Genomic DNA, 15,669 nt, shown 5'->3' with positions numbered 1-15,669 from the left:
CTCCGTTGATCGAGAGGTTGGGTTTCGGTCTAAGGAAGAAGTGCGGCGGCGGTCGTCCGGTCCGCGTCGGTGTGTCGTTGTTCCGCGTCTGCCGGCCGCACGCTGAGGCTCACGGCCTGGACGTCGAGCGCGCCGTCGGTGACGAAGACGCCGAGCCGGCCGCGGGGATGGTCGTAGAGCCGGGTGCTCAGGCTGACCCGGCCGTCCAGGTTCACCACGCACAGGTCGCCGTCGAGCAGGATCCGCACCGTGTGCGTGCCGGGCGGGAGGTCGCAGGGACGCTCGAGTTCGACGGCGTGCGGCACGTCCCCGGAGACCTGCCACTGCTCGCCGCCCGTCCGGGGCCGCGGCCAGCGGTCGAGCACCATCCGCCCGCGGTCCGGTTCGAGGCGCAGGGCGTAGCCGTCCTCGCCGTCGGCGGAGACCCGGAGCAGGATGCCGGCGGCGCGGGTGTCCTCGGCGATGTCGAGGGTGAGCTCGACCAGCGCCTGCACGGGGAGGTCCTGCTCCGACAACCGGGTCGCGTGGCCGTCCCATGCCTCCAGGCGGGTGGGGTGTCCCCCGTCGCGGGCGGCGGCATGGGCCGGCTCGACGAGCCGCACGGCGTCCGTCGCGGTGAAGCTCGCGGTGAGTTCCCCGGGCAGGTCGAAGCTGAGCGTGCCGTCGGCCTCCTGCCGCGCTTCGAGCACGGCGAGAGTGCCGGCCCACTGCCATGCGCCGTCGTCGTGGGACCCCTCCTTCGAGGCGATCCACCCGAAGAAGAAGCGCCGCCCGTCGCGGGCCGCGGACTTGGCGGCGTAGTAGGCGCGGCCGTCCATCGAGTCGAGCCGCGGCGCGAGCCACGGTCCGTCGAGGCTTCGTGCCATCCGGTAGCGGGTGACGAAGGCGTCGGTGAACTCGGAGTAGACGAGGTACCACCAGCCGTTCCAGTGGAACACCTCGGGGCACTCCTGGGTCAGGTACCGAGCCGGGTCCCACAGCGGTTTCGCGGGTTCCCAGTGGACCAGGTCGCGTGACACGCACTGGGCGACGACGCCGCTGCGCCGGTGCGGGACGCCCTCGCGCCTGGCGGCCAGGAGCATCCGCCACAGGCCGGCGTCCGGGTCGTGGAAGACGAAGGGGTCCCGCCAGTCCCCCGGCTCGTACCCGGGCTGGGCCTCCAGCACCGGCTCGGCGGTCTTGGTCCAGCAGGTCAGGTCTCCCGCGCTGGTCGCCCAGGTGACCAGCTGAAGCGGGCGGCCGTCGGGGCCGCGGCGGCGCGGGTTCTGGGCGGTGTAGAACGCGTGGAGCAGACCGTCGTCGTCCCGGACCACGCTGCCGGTGTAGGCGTTGTGGTCGACGGCGTCCGGGCCGCCCGACGGCAGCGCCTCACCGTGATCGGTCCAGGTGACGAAGTCCCGCGTCGACACGAGGTGCCACGGGGTGCCCTGCGCGCTGCCGCGTCGCTCGTGCAGATAGAAGAGGTGGAACGTCCCGTCCGACTCCCACGGGATCACGTCTCCGACCCATGCCTCGTGCGGGCGGAAGAACACTGGTGCACTCATCGTCGTCGATGCCTCCGGTTAAGCGTTTGATCAGAACCGTAGGGCATCTCCGAGGGCTTGGTCAAGCGTTTCATCAACCGACGTGGGGTGCGGTCGGCCGATGCCGCCACGCGGGCCGCCGTCGTGCGGCGCAGGTCACGACGGACTCTCGACCGTTGCGGCAGGAGCCTGTCAGCCGAGTTCCTCGGCCAGCGCGACGATGATCCCCTGGGGACCGCGCAGGTAGCAGAGCCGGTAGACGTCCTCGTACTGCTCCACCGCTCCGACGAGCTCCGCGCCGTGCGCCCGCATCCGGGCGACGGTGGCGTCGACGTCGTCGACGGTGAACATGATGCTGCGCAGGCCCAGCGCGTTGGGCGGCGGGTTGTCCGGGCCGGCGCCGACCGCCGCCGGGCTGTGGAACTTCGTCAGCTCGAGCCGGCCGTGGCCGTCCGGGGTGCGCATCATCGCGATGTCGACCCGGATGCCGTCGATCCCGTTGACACGGTCCACCCACGGCCCTTCGATCGGGGCCTTGCCCTCCAGCTCCATACCGAGTTCGGCGAAGAACGCGACAGCGGCCTCGAGGTCGTCGACGACGACGCTCACGTGGTGCATCTGCTGAATCGTCATGGTGGTTCTCCCGCTTCGTTGCGTGGGCCTGTCGTGGCCGCTGATACTCCTGGGACGGAGCCGGCGCCCCGTTCTCGACATCCAGGGCCCAGCCTGGCACCGACACCCCTCCACCGGGCGTAACGTCGGACCTCGAGCCAACCGGAGGTGGACCCGATGACCCGCTACGCGATCGACGCCCTCACGCTGCTGCGACTCGTCGACGACGGCCTGCCCGTCGATCCCGCGCACCAGCTCGTGGCCCCGAAGTCGATCCACTCCGACGCCCTCACGCGGCTCCTGCACGACGTCCGCGCCGGCTCCCGGACCGAGGACGACGCGCTCGCCGCACACGAGCGCATCACGAGCCGCAAGATGCGGCTGCTCGGTGACCGCGTGTCCCGCCGCGTCGCCTGGCGCGCAGCCGGTGCACGACGGCGATCGACGCGGCGTCCACCTCGACCTGGTGCCACACCGTCGCCACCTCCTCCGGCGACGCGGCGACGTCGAAGCCGGGCAGCACCCCCGCAAGCCGCACGAGAAGGTCACCCTCCCCCGCGAGCATCGGCAGGTCCTCCGCCCAGACGGCACGCGCGAGCTCGCGTGCCCGGTCGCCGACGAACGGCTCCAGCGCCGTGTACCAGTCCGCGGGGACCCGCTGGATCACGCCGTCGGCATCGAAGAGGACATGTCGGGCAGCCATGGAAGCATCCCGCCAGGCCGCCGACGCGATCGGCCGGCAGATAGTTCGCATTATCAGTCTGGACGCCCGGATGCACGCGCCCCGAGACTCGAATCGACAAGGCCCGGCGCGTCACTCTCGCGCCGCCGCGCACCGGAGCACGGCGGCCGCCCGGGCCGGAGGAAGGTCGCCATGGAACCCGACCGCAAGCTCACCCTGAACCGCAGAACCCTGCTGATCGGCGCGGCCGCCGTCGGCTCGGCCGCCGCGCTGGGCATCGCACCGCCCGCGAGCGCCGCCGTGCCGGGCTTCCCGACGTTCACGCGCCTGGGGGCGGCGCTGGACAAGTCGTCCCTGGCCTACAACCCGACCAACGAGCTGATCTTCCCGTCGGTCCGCCACGTTGCCGGGCGGGTGCAGAACCCGCTGGGTGCCTGGTACATGTACTACGCGCCGCACGACCCGCCGGGCGGGATCTGCCTGGCGTACGCGGACTCCCTCACGGGGCCGTGGCGGGAGTACCCGGGCAACCCGATCATTCCGCGGGAGCGGTACGGGGTGAGCCACGTGTCGAGTCCGCACGCGGTCTGGAACGAGGCCGACGGCAGGCTGTACCTGTTCTTCCACGGCGAGAACGACACGACGCGGGTGGCGACGTCGCTCGACGGCCGGGGCTTCGCCTACGGCAACACGGTGCTGACGACGGCGATGATGCCGTCGAACGTCAGCGAGACCTCCTACGCCCGGGTGTTCCCCCACCCGACGCAGTCCGGCATCCACATCATGCTGTTCATGGGCAACCAGTCCGGGACGCGGAAGATCTTCATCGGCTGGTCCCACTCGCTGGCGTCGGGCTGGCAGTTCAAGCACAAGCCGCTGATCTCGCCGTCGGCCGGCGAGGGAGGCCAGCTCTCCGGGGCGCACTACTGGTCGCGCAACGGCGGCGGTCACGTCGTCTACCACTCCGGGGCGGGGACCATGCACGTGGCCGACGTCGGCACGAGCTTCGACCGCGAGAACCACCTCGGCGTCCTGTACACCGAGCCGGTCGCGACCCGCGCGGCGGCGCCGAGCTTCGCCGAGGAGAACGGCCGCCTCCACATGTTCTACGAGGCCGGCCGGCGCGGGAACACCAACATCGCGATAGCCCGCGCGAGCTGATACTCCATGAAGGCTCCCGCCCCGGGTCACCGGGCGGGAGCCTTGGGGCGCCGCGAGCGAGAACGACGACAGGCCGGTGTGCGACCGTCCGGACTCGGCCTCGCGCGACGGCAGGTGACGCTCCGGGGCCCCGGGGGCGGCGATCGTACCGGGGACGGTACAAGGGTGCCGTTTTTCTTCACCCCTTGAGCCCCGTGTGTGCCAGCCCCTGGACGAACTGTCGTTGCGCCACGAGGAACACGGCGAGCACCGGCAGCACGGTGAGGGTCGTGGCGGCGAGCTGGACGTTCCACATCGGGCCGCCGTAGGCGTCGACGTACTGGGTGAGCGCTTGCGGCAGCGTGAAGTTGTCCTTGCTCGACAGGTACACGATGGGTTCCAGGTACAGGTTCCAGGACTTGAGGAACGTGAAGATCGCGACCGCCCCGAGTGCCGACCGGGACAGCGGGAGCGCGATGCGCCAGAAGATGCCCCAGCGTCCGAGGCCGTCCATCCGCCCGGCCTCCTCGAGCTCCACGGGGAGCGCGAGGAAGAACTGCCGCATGATGAACACGGCGAGCACCGCGGGCGCCCCCAGCACGGGGATGACGATGAGCGGCCAGTGGGTGTCGATGAGTCCCAGGCTGTTGACGATCCGGAACAGCGGCACGATCGTCACCTCGGACGGCACGAGCAGCCCGGCGAGCACGAGCACGAACAGCGCGTTGGCTCCGGGGAACCGGATGCGAGCGAACGCGTAGCCGGCCATGGCGGCCACCAGCATCGTGCCGAGGGTGACGACGGCGGCGATGTACAGCGAGTTCCAGTACTGCTGCGCGAACGGCTGCAGCGCGAACACCTGGCCGTACGCCTCGAACGTCGGGTCGTGCGGCCAGATCGTCGGAACCGCCTGCAGGATCTCGCTCATCGGCTTGAGGCTGGAGGTCGCCATCCACCAGGTGGGGAACACGAACGGCATGCTGAGCAGGAGGAGCAGGGCGACGAGGGAGCCGCGCGCCCAGCGCCGGCGGGCCCGCAGGCCCGCCCGCGACACGTGCGGCCGGTCCGACGGCGGCCGGTCCTGCCGCGGTCCGCCCAGGATCGCCGTCGGCTCGCTCCCTGCCGCCGGCTCCGCGGCACCGGGCCGCTCGGCACCGGACCGGGCGTCGCCCGCATGGGGCATGACATCAGACTTCATGAAAGACCCACCTCTTGCGCGACTGCCACTGCACGAGCGTCAGCACGAGGACGATGACGAACAGGAGCACGGCGATCGCACTGGCGTAGCCGAACTCGTTGAACCGGAACGCCTGCTGGTACAGGTAGTAGACGAGGACGGTGGTCGAGTTCCCCGGACCGCCCCCGGTGAGGACGTCGATCTGCGCGAAGACCTCCAGCGAGCCCACGATCGTGATGATCGAGACGAGCAGGATCGTCGGGCTGATCATGGGCAGCGTGATCGACCGGAACCGCCGCCAGGCGCCCGCGCCGTCGAGCCGCGCGGCCTCCTGCAGTTCGGCGGGCACGCCCTGCAGCGCCGCGAGGAACAGGATCATGTTCAGCCCGACGTTCTTGAAGACCTGGACGACGATCACCGAGATCATCGCGGTGGTCTCGTGCCGCAGCCAGTTCGGGCCCTCCAGGCCGAGGAACGCGAGGAACCCGTTGATGCCGCCGTCGGCCTGCAGCAGGAAGCTCCACACGATCGTCCACGCGACGAGGGACACGACGACGGGCGAGAAGAAGAAGGTGCGGAACGTCGTCGTGCCGGGCAGCTTCTGGTCGAGCAGGACTGCCAGCAGCAACGCCAGCGTGATGTTCAGGACCACCAGCCCGATCGAGAACCACAGGCTCGCGAGCAGGGAGTCCGCCAGCCCGGGGTCGGCGACGAGCCGCTCGTAGTTCGCCGTGCCGGCGAACGTGAAGGTGCCCGCCAGGACGTTCCACTCGTGCAGGGAGTACCAGACCACCATGCCGAGCGGGACGACGACGAACGCGAGCGCGCCCAGCACCACCGGGGCCACCATGGCGTACCCGACGGCCCAGTCACGACGCACGGCCCGCGACCGCGCCGACCGCGACAACGGCACCGCTGACACCGGCCCTTCTGACACCGCTGACGTTGCTGCCACGATCACTCCTCCAGGAGCGGCTGGATCACCGCGCACGTCTCGTCGAGGACGGCGGCGACGTCGGCGTCCTCGGTCCACATCGCGTCGAGCTCGGCCCGCACCGTCTCCGACAGTTTCGCGAAGTTCTGGTGGACCGGCTTCGTGACGGCGCCCTCGATCCCGTCGACGACGACGGTCTGCAGTTGCTCCTCGCTCAGGAGCGGGTTCGCGGCGGACAGCGTCGCGGCGTCGAGCAGCGAGGCGCGCGGCGGCGGGAAGTAGGTCGCGAGCTCCTCGGCGTTGCCCGGGTTGGTGAAGTACGCCAGGAAGTCCGCGGCCACGTCGGGGTTCTCCCCCTGCGTGAACACGCCGATCCCGGCCTGACCGATCACGTTCTGCTGTCCGGCCGGCCCGGCCGGGAGCGGGAGCAGGTCCCACTCGAACGAGCCGTCGAGCGCCGACGCACGGCTGATCTGGGTGATCGTCATGGCGGCGTCGCCCGCGAAGAAGTCGGCCGTCGTGCCCGGTCCGGGCATCGCGCCGTCGTCGAACGTGGCGTCGTGGATCCATTGCATCGCGTCGACCATCTCGGGGTCGGTGAACGTGCACTGCGTCCCGTCCTCGCCCCACGGGGCTGCGTCCCAGCCGTTCCATACGGTCGAGAGGTTCTCCCAGAGCTGGTAGTCGAAGTCGCGCACCACCAGTCCCTGCTTGCCCGAGTCGGCGGCCGTGGCGGCCGCGATGTCGCCGGCGGTGTCGTACGTCCACTCCCCCGATCCGACCAGGCCGGCCGGGTCGTCCTGGCCCGCGGCGGCGATCTGGTCCGTGTTGACGAACACGCCGAACGGGCTGTTGGAGAACGGGTAGGCGTACAGCCCGTCCTCGTCCTGCCACAGGTCGAGCGTGCTGGGGATCAGGTCGTCGACGTCGTACCCCTCGGTGCTCTCGAGCACGGGACGCACGTCCGCGAGCGCCCCGCTGGCGACGAACTCGGGCGCGTAGCTCTCCAGGACCCAGGCGAGGTCGGGCGGGTTGCCTCCGGCGAGCTGGGTGGTGAGGGTGGTGGTGTAGTCCTCGAACGGGATGGTCTCGAACGTGACGCCGGAGACGAGTTCGGGGTTCTCCTCGGCGTAGGTGTTGCCGATCTCCTGGAACAGGGCGAGGTGGTTCTCGTCGGCGGTCCAGACGGTCATGCGGAGGTCGACGGGTTCGGACGGGGTCTCGGGGTCGCCGAGGGCGCCGGGATCTCCGCCGCCGCAGGCGGACAGGGTCAGGGCCGTGGCGAGCGCGGCGGCTGCGGCGGCGGCTCGCGGTCGGCGGATCGGGGTGTGCATCAGTGCTCCTTCGGACTGAGTGGGTAGATGTGGTCGGCTCGTTGTCGGTCCGGTGTCAGATGGTCGGTCCGATGTCGGATGATCGGCCGCTCGGGGGACCGACTTCGCGACATCGGACCGACGAGCCGACATCGGACCGACCACACGGCCGGGCCGGTAGCGGCAGGTCAGTACGGATAGACCTCTCCCTCCGGCCAGCGCAGCTCGATGCCCGAGGCGGTGAGTTCGCGCTGGTAGTCGGCCAGCAGTGCGGGCTTCTCCTGGACCTCGTGGGGGACGTGGCCGGTGGCGAGGCAGTGCGCGGCGAGGTGTCCGGCGGCCTCGCCGGCGTTCCACTCGACGGGGTGGAGGCGGTAGCACCCGTTGGTGATGTGGGTGGTACCGATGTTCTTGCCGCCGGCGAGGAGGTTGGTGGTGCGTCGCGGCAGGAGTGCGCCGAGGGGGATCTCGAACGGCGTGGACGGCACGTCGATGTAGGTGTCGCCGCCGGTGGAGGGGTGCAGGTCGATGCGGTACATGCCGACGCCGGCGCTGTCGTCGTACCGGGTGGCGCCTCGTTCGCCGCGTACGGCGTGGGAGACGTCGTTCTCGGTGACGGTCGTGACGGCGCGGATGCGCCGGGACTCGCGGTGGTAGGCGGCCTGGGCGAGTCCGTCGGCGCTGCCCATGGCGTCGGGGCGCAGGCGGAGTCCGGGGAAGCCGGTGCCGCCGTCGGGCCGGGGGGCCTCGGTCTGCATCCAGTAGAGCATCGAGAGGCTGAGCTGGCGGGCGTCGGCGATCCGCGCCTGTTCGACGTCGCGGGGCACGTCGAGGACGTGGTCGAGGAAGTAGTCGATGCTGGGCCAGTTGACGAGGCACAGGTCGCTGCCGCGGAACCCGGGTTCGAGGAGGTCGCGGGCGGCGATGCGCCGGAACAGCCAGAGGTTGCCGTCGCCGGCGTTCCGGGACTGGTCGGCGTCGACCTGGAGCGGGTCGTCGCCGGGGTTCGGGGTGAAGCTGCGCTCGTCGAGCGCGAGGGTGCGCGGGTTGGGGGCCGTCCAGGACAGGAGGCGTTCTCCGCGCCACGCCTCGGGCGCATACGTGCTCCAGAAGTCGTAGCGTTCGGGCCGGTCGATGGTGTGGTCGCCGTCCACGTGTTCGACGGCGAAGCAGACGCTCAGGGCCTGCACGTTGTCGGGCTGGGCGACGTCGGGCGCGCTGGGCTCGCCGGTCTCGGACGCGGCCTCGAAGCCGGTGACGTACTCGGTGCCGGTGAGCGGGAGCAGTTCGCCGGTCTCGGTCGCGTCGATCGTGTACGCGGCGCTCACGGTCACGTCGGGCCCGCCGGTGACGGAGCCGAGCGTCACGGAGGTCACCCGGTCGCCGTCGGTGGTGGCCGACGTCGGGCGCACACGTTCCAGGAGGCGGATCCGCCCGGAGGAGCGGTAGGGGGCGAGCATCTCCTCCAGCACGCCGACCGCAACCCGCGGCTCGTGGCACAGCTTGGAGACCCAGCCGGCGCCGGGGTTCAGCGCCGGCCACGCGCGGGCCGCGTCCGTGAGGGGGTACCGGCGGCGGTAAACGTCACGGATGCCGTCGCGCAGCGTGCGGTAGCGGGCGGTCACGCCGAAGCGCTCGACCCAGGGGTGCTCGTCGGGCGGGACCGCCTGGGAGGTGAGCTGGCCGCCGATCCAGGGGTGTTCTTCGGTGAGGACGACGCGGGCGCCGCGCCCGGCGGCGGCGAGCGCCGCGGCGATGCCGCCGAGCCCGGCGCCGACGACGAGCACGTCGGTCTGCAGATCTTGCTGGGTCACGTGGGGTCCGTCCTGTCGTCGGAGGGGGTGTGGTGGGGCGGGCGGGGCCGGCCAGAGGCCGGCGAGGCGCGGTCAGGGCCGGCGGGCGGTGCGCCCGGTGCCTGCGGGCGGCGGAGCGGCGGTGGCGCCCTCCACGTCCGGGCAGTTCAGGAGCTGATGAAGCTCGGTCTCGGGCACGGCGGAGGCGCGCCGGGTCTCGCGTTCGCGCCGGCCGCCGTCGTCGGCGACGAGGCGGGAGAGGAGGTACAGGGCGCGGACGCCCATCTCCTCGCGCGGTACGGAGAAGCCGGACCAGCGGCGGCCGCCCCGGCGGGGGTGGTGCGGCTGGCCGAGCAGCAGGACGGACACGTCGCCGGGCACGCGCGCGCCGCGGCGCTCGAACTCGTCGGCGAGCTCCTCGGGGTGATTCTCAGGGGCGACGACGACGGCGGTGAGCGAGCCGGCCAGGATCTCGCCCGCGGCCGTGGCAACGTCGTCGGACTCGACGAACGACGGGGTCAGTCCTCGCGCCTTGAGCGCTGTGCGGTAGCCCTCGACGCGGTCGAGCGTGGGCTGGTCCGTGCCGCGCACGCCGACGTACCCGATGTGCCAGTGCCCGAGCGCGACGAGGCGGTCCACCTGGCGGGTCGTGGCTCCGACGTAGTCGGCGCCGACGTAGGGCAGGCGGCCGCCGTCGCTGCCGCGTTTGCCGATGAAGACGAACGGGTAGTTGGTGTCGAGCAGGTGCTGCAGCTCGCCCCGGTCCTCGTGCTGGCCCAGCAGGAGGCAGCCGTCGGCGACGCCGAGCCGCTGCCAGCCGTCGCGGGTGAGCTGCCGGCGTCCGCCGGTGGCGGGCGCGCTGGTGAAGAGCAGGAGGTCGACGCCGAGCCGCTCGGCGGCGTGCTCGATCCCGACGAGGAACGGCCCGTAGAAGTCGCGGCCGGCGCGGGGGAACGTGGCCTCGTAGGTGAACACGCCGAGGATCTGGGTGAGGCCGCCGGCCAGTCGTTGCGCGAGGGGGTTGGCCGTGTAGCCGGTGATGCGGATCGCGTCGAGCACGCGCTGGCGCGTCTCCTCGCCGATGCGCACGCCGGCCGGCGTGTTGCCGTTGAGCACGAACGAGACGGTGGCCTGGCTGACGCCGGCCATGGCGGCGACATCCGTCTGGGTGATGCGGCGACGCGGCATGGTTCCTCCTCGAACGCCACTCGTCAGGTCCTCGATGACGCCTTGAGTCTCACCGGCCGCCGATCACGCGGTCAATCTGATGATGCGCATTATTAATGGGTTCTGCCCGCGCCCGGGCTGGCATGAAACACTCGTCCTGTCGGACGTCTACGTCAGGAGCAGCGCGTGGCCATCAGGTCGTCCCGGTCCATGAAGATCGTCCTCGGCTGGGTGGTGATCCTGGCGCTGCTCGTCCCCGTGATCCTGCAGTTCGCCGCGATCACGCGCGCGGATCCCGCGCTGCTCTGGGGCATCGCCGCGATCGTGCTCCTCGGGGCCTGGCTCTGGCGCGCCGTCAACCGGGCCGCCCAGGCGGATCAGCGGCGCGACGACTTCGACCACGACCAGCCGGTCCGCCGCGACGACGGCTGGTGAGCGCTGCGCTGCGGTGTCAGGCGCCGAGCGCCGCGAAACCCTCGTACACCATGAACGCCGGCCAGAAGAGGCCCTGGACGATCGCCCACGCGTACTCCCAGAACACGTCGGCCTGCTGCCAGAAATAGACCCACGCCCCGAAGATGCCGAGCCCGTAGATCGCTCCGCCGGCAGCACCGCTCTTGTACGCCATGTCGCACCTCCACGACCAGACTATGTCGCCGCGGTCATGCGGGCAGGTGGCGGGCGGGTGAAACCGGCGAGTTCACGCGTCGTCGAAGGGCGTCGCCGGACGTGGAACCGCGACCACCGTCACGACGTCGTCGAGACCCTTGAAGTCGCTCGGGTTCGTGGTGAAAAGAGGCAGCCCCTCAGCGGCGGCCGTTGCCGCGATCATCAGGTCGGCGGTACGGCTACGCGGTTTCCTCCCGAGCGCTACCGTCAGGCCGGCGAGCTGACCGTAGATGCGGGCGGCCTCGACACCGAACGGAATGGGATCGAACTCGTTCTCCGTTCGTTGCAGCACATTGATCCGGCGCGCACGTTCGACGTGCTCTACATGGGCTTCCTGGCGGGGATCCCTCCGGACGATCATCGGTCCTGCCGTGAGCTCGGCCAGCGTGACCGCCGAAATCGCCACCTCGTCCGGGAGCTCGGACGCATCGACCCACTCTCGCAGGATCATGATGTTCGTATCCAGCAGCCCTTGGGTCGGCTCAGCGCTCATAAGGATCGGAAAGCTCGTCATCGAGCGCGGCATCCTGGTCCGCCCGGAACGCCGCGAGCGAGAACGACGAACCCCCCTTGGACATCGCCGCGAACTCCTCACGCGTCACGAAACGACGACGCCGACGAATCGGAACCAGTTCACCGACCGGGTGACCATCTCGCGTGACGGTGTACGACTGCCCGGACTCGACAGCATCCATGATCTCGCGCGACCTGGAACGCAGATCGCGCTGCGTGACCTCAGGGTGAGCACTCATACCGAAAACGGTAGCAACGCGTGCCACACGGTGCAACACCGTGCACCGGCGATCAGTCCTCGGTGGGGTCGGGGATGTCGACCTCGCCGCCCCACTGGGTGAAGGTGTTGCTCGTGGCCATGACCACGGCCGGATCCGTCGACGACGAGTCCGCCTGGACCCAGCCCAGGCGCGGGCTCCGGCCTCCGCGGCACGGTTCCCGGTGCGGGTGCGGGTGCGGGTGCGGGCACCGCACGGCAGTGTGGATCCCGGAACACCGTCGACCTACCGGAGCTCGCCATGAGCAGCAGCCGTCCCCGTGACATAGAACTGAACCCGATCTTCGCCCGTCCGGGCGAGACGACGTCGGCCCCCCGGGACCGCTTCCCGGAGGAGCGGATGCTGCCCGAGACCGCCTACCAGCTGGTGCACGACGACGCCATGCTGGACGGCAACGCCCGTCTCAACCTCGCCACGTTCGTCTCCACCTGGATGGACGAGCACGCCGACAGGCTCTACGCCGCCGCGTACGACAAGAACATGATCGACAAGGACGAGTACCCCGCCACGGCAGCCATCGAGGCCAACTGCTGGAAGATGCTCGCCGGCCTCTGGCACGCGCCCGACCCGGACCGCGCGATCGGAACGTCCGCCACCGGCTCGTCGGAGGCGTGCATGCTCGCCGGGCTCGCGCTGAAGCGGCGCTGGGCGGAGCGCCGCCGCGAGGCGGGCCTGCCGGCGGACCGGCCGAACCTGGTGCTCAGCTCGGCGGTGCAGGTCTGCTGGGAGAAGTTCTGCAATTTTTTCGAGGTGGAGCCGCGGTACGTGCCGATCAGCGCCGGCCATCCGACGCTCGACGGCGACACCGTGCGCGACCACGTCGACGAGAACACGATCGGTGTCGTCGCGATCATGGGCGTCACCTACACGGGCATGTACGAGCCGGTGGCGCACATCGCGGCCGCGCTGGACGCCGTCGAGTCCGAGACCGGCCTCGACGTGCCGATCCACGTCGACGGGGCGTCCGGCGCGATGATCGCGCCGTTCGTGCACCCAGACCTCGCCTGGGACTTCCGCGTCGCGCGGGTGGCGTCGATCAACACCTCCGGGCACAAGTACGGGCTCGTCTACCCGGGCGTCGGGTGGGTCGTGTGGCGCGACACCGATCTCCTGCCGGAGTCGCTCGTGTTCCGCGTCAGCTACCTCGGCGGTGACATGCCGACCCTCGCCGTGAACTTCTCCCGGCCCGGGGCGCAGGTGCTGCTGCAGTACTACACGTTCCTGCGGCACGGCGTCGCCGGATTCTCGAGGATCCAGGGCGCGACGCTCGACGTCGCCCGCCACCTGGCCGGCGAGATCGGCGGGATCGGCCCGTTCGAGCTGTGGAACGACGCCCTCGACATCCCCGTCTTCGCCTGGCGGCTGCGCACGGCCGACGACGGCAGCCCGCGGCCATGGTCCCTCTACGACCTCTCGGACCGGCTCCGCATGCACGGCTGGCAGGTGCCGGCCTATCCGATGCCCGCGGACCTGGAGGACGTCACCGTGCAGCGCGTCGTGGTGCGCAACGGGCTGGGTATGGATCTCGCGGACCGGCTGCTCGACGACGTCCGCGCCGCCGTCGAGTACCTGGAGACGACCCCGCCGAGCCGGCCCACGACGGATCGCGACCGCGCCTCGGCGTTCCATCACTGACCGTCCCGGACGCGCGCCGGACCGGGTCAGCCGATGTTCCAGACCTGGTTCGGGCCCAGGTGGCACTCGTACACATTGACGCGGCTGCCGTTCTCCGTCGCCGCGGCCTCGACGTCCAGGCACAGGCCGGTGGCGACGCCGCGGACGGTGCCGTCGCCGGGCGCGCTCCAGCGCTGCTCGGCGCCGCCGTCGCACTCCTGGATCGCGACGGCCGTGCCGTTCGCCCCGCCGCTGGCGTCGTCCAGGCACTTCGTGCCCCCGATGCGCAGCTCGCCCGCGGCCGTGACCGTCCACTGCTGGGCGACGCTGCCGTTGCAGTCGAAGATCTGGAGGGTGACGCCGTCGGCGAAGTTCGCGTCCGGCACGTCGAGGCAGCGTCCGGAACCCGCGCCGGTGAGCGCGACGACCGGCGGGTCCGGAGGCGGGCTGGGCTCGTCGCCCGGCGCCGCGCTCGGTGTGCCGCCCGGCGCTGCCAAGGCGGTCGTTCCGCCGGACCCGGTCGCGGCCGGCTCGGCCGAGCTCCCGGTCCGCGTGGGATCCGCGCCGGCCGTTGACGGCCCGCCGTCCCCGCTGAACAGCCACGCCATACCGAGAATCGCACCGAGCACGAGCACACCCGCGGCCAGCCATGTCAGCACGGTCGCGGTACCGGCCCGGGCCGGCGGTCCGGCGTCGTACATCGCCCTCGCCCTCCTCCCGACGAACCGAGCAGACCCTACCGTGCTCGTGTGATGCCGGCGTCACCTTGCCCGCATCCGCGCAGCACCCACCACGCGCCCGACTTTCCTGGCGTTCACCCGTCCCCGCGTGCTGCGATGTCTTCGTGTCGACCACCCTGACCCGCGGTCCCGTCCGCGCCGCCGAACGCTCCCCCGCACCCGACCTCGCGCGCGGCTTCATGCTGCTGCTGATCGCCGTCGCGAACACCCCGTACTATCTGTGGGGCCGCGAGATCTCGCCGGGCAGCTCCCACCCCGCCGACGGGTCCTGGCTCGACCAGGTCGCCGACGTCTTCATCATCACCGTCGTCGACCTGCGCATCTATCCGATGTTCGCCTTCATGTTCGGCTACGGGATGATGCAGCTCTACTCGCGTCAGATCGCCGCCGGAACCTCCGAGAAGCGGGCCGGACGCCTGCTCCAGTTCCGCAACCTGTGGCTCCTGATCTTCGGGTTCGTCCACGCGGCCCTGCTCTGGATGGGGGATGTCCTGGGCGCGTACGGTCTGGCCGGCCTGCTGCTGGTGTGGCTCTTCCTGCGGTGCAAGGACACCACGCTCGTCGTGTGGGCGTCCGTCCTGCTGGGCCTGCTCGCGATCGGCACCGCGCTCGCCGTCGTCGGCGCGTACTTCACCGCGCAGCTCCCGCCCGCGGTGGCGGCGGAGATCGCGGCGGGCTTCCAGCTCGACGACACCTCGATGACGACGGACTCGTACCTCGCCTCCGTCGGCGCCCGGCTCGGCATGTGGGTCTACATCGTGGTCGGCCAGGGCGTCCTGGGGCTCGTGGTCCCGATCATGATCCTGCTCGCCTTCTGGGCCGGCCGCCGCAGGATCCTGGAGAACCCCGGGGAGCACCTGCCGCTGCTGCGCCGCGTCGCGGCGATCGGCATCCCGCTCGGTATGCTCGGCGCGGTCCCGGGCGACCTCTACCACGTCGGCGTGCTGCGGGTCCCCGACGTCTCGGCCTGGGTCTTCGAGATCGTCCAGGCGTTCACGGGCTTCTTCGGCGGCCTGGGGTACGTCGCGCTCTTCGGCCTCGTGGGGCACGCCGTCGCCCGGCGACGGCGCGAGACGCCCGCGCCCGACGTCCGGCTCACCAGCGCGCTCCACGTCGACGGACCGGTGGCGGGGGCGCTGCAGGCCGTGGGCAAGCGTTCCCTCACCTGCTACCTGCTGCAGTCGGTGCTCTGCGCGCCGATCCTCGCCGCCTGGGGTCTCGGCCTGGGACAGCACCTGTCGTCCTGGTCGATGCTCCTGTACGCCGTGGGGGTCTGGGCGCTCACTGTCGTGTTCGCCGTCTGGCAGGAGAACCGCGGGGCGAGGGGCCCGGCGGAGGTGCTGCTGCGCCGGCTGGCGTACGGCCGCCGGCGTGCCTGACGGCCCCGGCGGGTCTCCGGCCGGCGCCGCGGGCACCGGACCCTTCGGGTGTCGCTGAAAGGACTTCTCCCGGTCAGGTCGCCTGCATAGCGTGTGGTGGTCAGACCGATCCGCCCGGTGGTGGACGGCGGCTTC

Annotated in this window: 17 protein-coding genes; 4 read left to right on the top strand and 13 right to left on the bottom strand. The window is 71.1% G+C overall.

Going from position 1 to position 15,669, the window contains the following annotated elements; all coding sequences use genetic code 11:
* Positions 1 to 29: 29 nt before the first annotated feature.
* The 3 genes from ACYVK5_RS22225 to ACYVK5_RS22215 all read right to left on the bottom strand — a co-directional run bounded on the left by ACYVK5_RS22225 (position 30) and on the right by ACYVK5_RS22215 (position 2,838).
* Entirely contained in the window at positions 30 to 1,544 is a 1,515-nt protein-coding gene (locus ACYVK5_RS22225) for a family 43 glycosylhydrolase (RefSeq protein ID WP_460708159.1), read from the bottom strand.
* Positions 1,545 to 1,715: 171 nt separating this feature from the next.
* A complete protein-coding gene (locus ACYVK5_RS22220; protein ID WP_460708158.1) occupies positions 1,716 to 2,156 on the bottom strand; it encodes a VOC family protein in 441 nt (146 codons plus the stop codon).
* Positions 2,157 to 2,496: 340 nt separating this feature from the next.
* On the bottom strand, positions 2,497 to 2,838 hold the full coding sequence (locus ACYVK5_RS22215) for a hypothetical protein (RefSeq protein ID WP_460708157.1): 342 nt from the start codon (positions 2,836 to 2,838) through the stop codon (positions 2,497 to 2,499).
* 171 nt (positions 2,839 to 3,009) lie between these two features.
* Between ACYVK5_RS22215 and ACYVK5_RS22210 the strand changes: the two genes are divergently transcribed.
* Positions 3,010 to 3,978, top strand: coding sequence for a glycoside hydrolase family protein (locus ACYVK5_RS22210; RefSeq protein WP_460708156.1), 969 nt, complete (start codon positions 3,010 to 3,012; stop codon positions 3,976 to 3,978).
* Positions 3,979 to 4,156: 178 nt separating this feature from the next.
* On the opposite strand, the gene ACYVK5_RS22205 is transcribed toward ACYVK5_RS22210, so the two are convergent.
* The 5 genes from ACYVK5_RS22205 to ACYVK5_RS22185 form a co-directional block, all read right to left on the bottom strand.
* Positions 4,157 to 5,155 (bottom strand): carbohydrate ABC transporter permease, encoded by a 999-nt coding sequence (locus ACYVK5_RS22205; RefSeq protein ID WP_460708155.1) that lies wholly within the window; start codon positions 5,153 to 5,155, stop codon positions 4,157 to 4,159.
* A complete protein-coding gene (locus ACYVK5_RS22200; RefSeq protein WP_460708154.1) occupies positions 5,145 to 6,089 on the bottom strand; it encodes a carbohydrate ABC transporter permease in 945 nt (314 codons plus the stop codon). The genes ACYVK5_RS22205 and ACYVK5_RS22200 overlap by 11 nt, the downstream gene beginning before the upstream one ends.
* 2 nt (positions 6,090 to 6,091) lie before the next feature.
* A complete protein-coding gene (locus ACYVK5_RS22195; protein ID WP_460708153.1) occupies positions 6,092 to 7,402 on the bottom strand; it encodes an ABC transporter substrate-binding protein in 1,311 nt (436 codons plus the stop codon).
* Between the two features lie 167 nt (positions 7,403 to 7,569).
* Positions 7,570 to 9,195 (bottom strand): FAD-dependent oxidoreductase, encoded by a 1,626-nt coding sequence (locus ACYVK5_RS22190; RefSeq protein WP_460708152.1) that lies wholly within the window; start codon positions 9,193 to 9,195, stop codon positions 7,570 to 7,572.
* 72 nt (positions 9,196 to 9,267) lie between these two features.
* Complete coding sequence (locus tag ACYVK5_RS22185; protein ID WP_460708151.1) at positions 9,268 to 10,362, bottom strand: LacI family DNA-binding transcriptional regulator; 1,095 nt, start codon at positions 10,360 to 10,362, stop codon at positions 9,268 to 9,270.
* A 165-nt stretch (positions 10,363 to 10,527) separates the two neighbouring features.
* Between ACYVK5_RS22185 and ACYVK5_RS22180 the strand changes: the two genes are divergently transcribed.
* Positions 10,528 to 10,776 (top strand): hypothetical protein, encoded by a 249-nt coding sequence (locus tag ACYVK5_RS22180; protein WP_460708149.1) that lies wholly within the window; start codon positions 10,528 to 10,530, stop codon positions 10,774 to 10,776.
* 16 nt (positions 10,777 to 10,792) lie between these two features.
* On the opposite strand, the gene ACYVK5_RS22175 is transcribed toward ACYVK5_RS22180, so the two are convergent.
* From ACYVK5_RS22175 to ACYVK5_RS22160, 4 genes are all read right to left on the bottom strand, one after another.
* Positions 10,793 to 10,969, bottom strand: coding sequence for a hypothetical protein (locus ACYVK5_RS22175; RefSeq protein ID WP_460708148.1), 177 nt, complete (start codon positions 10,967 to 10,969; stop codon positions 10,793 to 10,795).
* Positions 10,970 to 11,041: 72 nt separating this feature from the next.
* A complete protein-coding gene (locus ACYVK5_RS22170) occupies positions 11,042 to 11,524 on the bottom strand; it encodes a PIN domain-containing protein (protein ID WP_460708147.1) in 483 nt (160 codons plus the stop codon).
* On the bottom strand, positions 11,493 to 11,762 hold the full coding sequence (locus ACYVK5_RS22165) for a type II toxin-antitoxin system Phd/YefM family antitoxin (RefSeq protein ID WP_460708146.1): 270 nt from the start codon (positions 11,760 to 11,762) through the stop codon (positions 11,493 to 11,495). Before ACYVK5_RS22165 ends, ACYVK5_RS22170 begins: the two co-directional genes overlap by 32 nt.
* 52 nt (positions 11,763 to 11,814) lie before the next feature.
* Positions 11,815 to 11,997, bottom strand: coding sequence for a hypothetical protein (locus ACYVK5_RS22160; protein WP_460708145.1), 183 nt, complete (start codon positions 11,995 to 11,997; stop codon positions 11,815 to 11,817).
* 44 nt (positions 11,998 to 12,041) lie between these two features.
* Between ACYVK5_RS22160 and ACYVK5_RS22155 the strand changes: the two genes are divergently transcribed.
* Entirely contained in the window at positions 12,042 to 13,436 is a 1,395-nt protein-coding gene (locus ACYVK5_RS22155) for a glutamate decarboxylase (RefSeq protein ID WP_460708144.1), read from the top strand.
* A 26-nt stretch (positions 13,437 to 13,462) separates the two neighbouring features.
* Here ACYVK5_RS22155 and ACYVK5_RS22150 read toward each other — a convergent pair whose 3' ends face one another.
* Positions 13,463 to 14,116, bottom strand: a complete 654-nt coding sequence (locus ACYVK5_RS22150; protein WP_460708143.1) for an RICIN domain-containing protein — start codon at positions 14,114 to 14,116, stop codon at positions 13,463 to 13,465.
* 143 nt (positions 14,117 to 14,259) lie between these two features.
* Between ACYVK5_RS22150 and ACYVK5_RS22145 the strand changes: the two genes are divergently transcribed.
* Positions 14,260 to 15,534, top strand: a complete 1,275-nt coding sequence (locus tag ACYVK5_RS22145) for a DUF418 domain-containing protein (protein WP_460708142.1) — start codon at positions 14,260 to 14,262, stop codon at positions 15,532 to 15,534.
* Positions 15,535 to 15,669: the final 135 nt, after the last annotated feature.

This window comes from Myceligenerans halotolerans (assembly GCF_054782975.1).
Note: the sequence above shows the minus strand (reverse complement) of the source record. Positions and strands in the feature narration are given on the sequence as shown.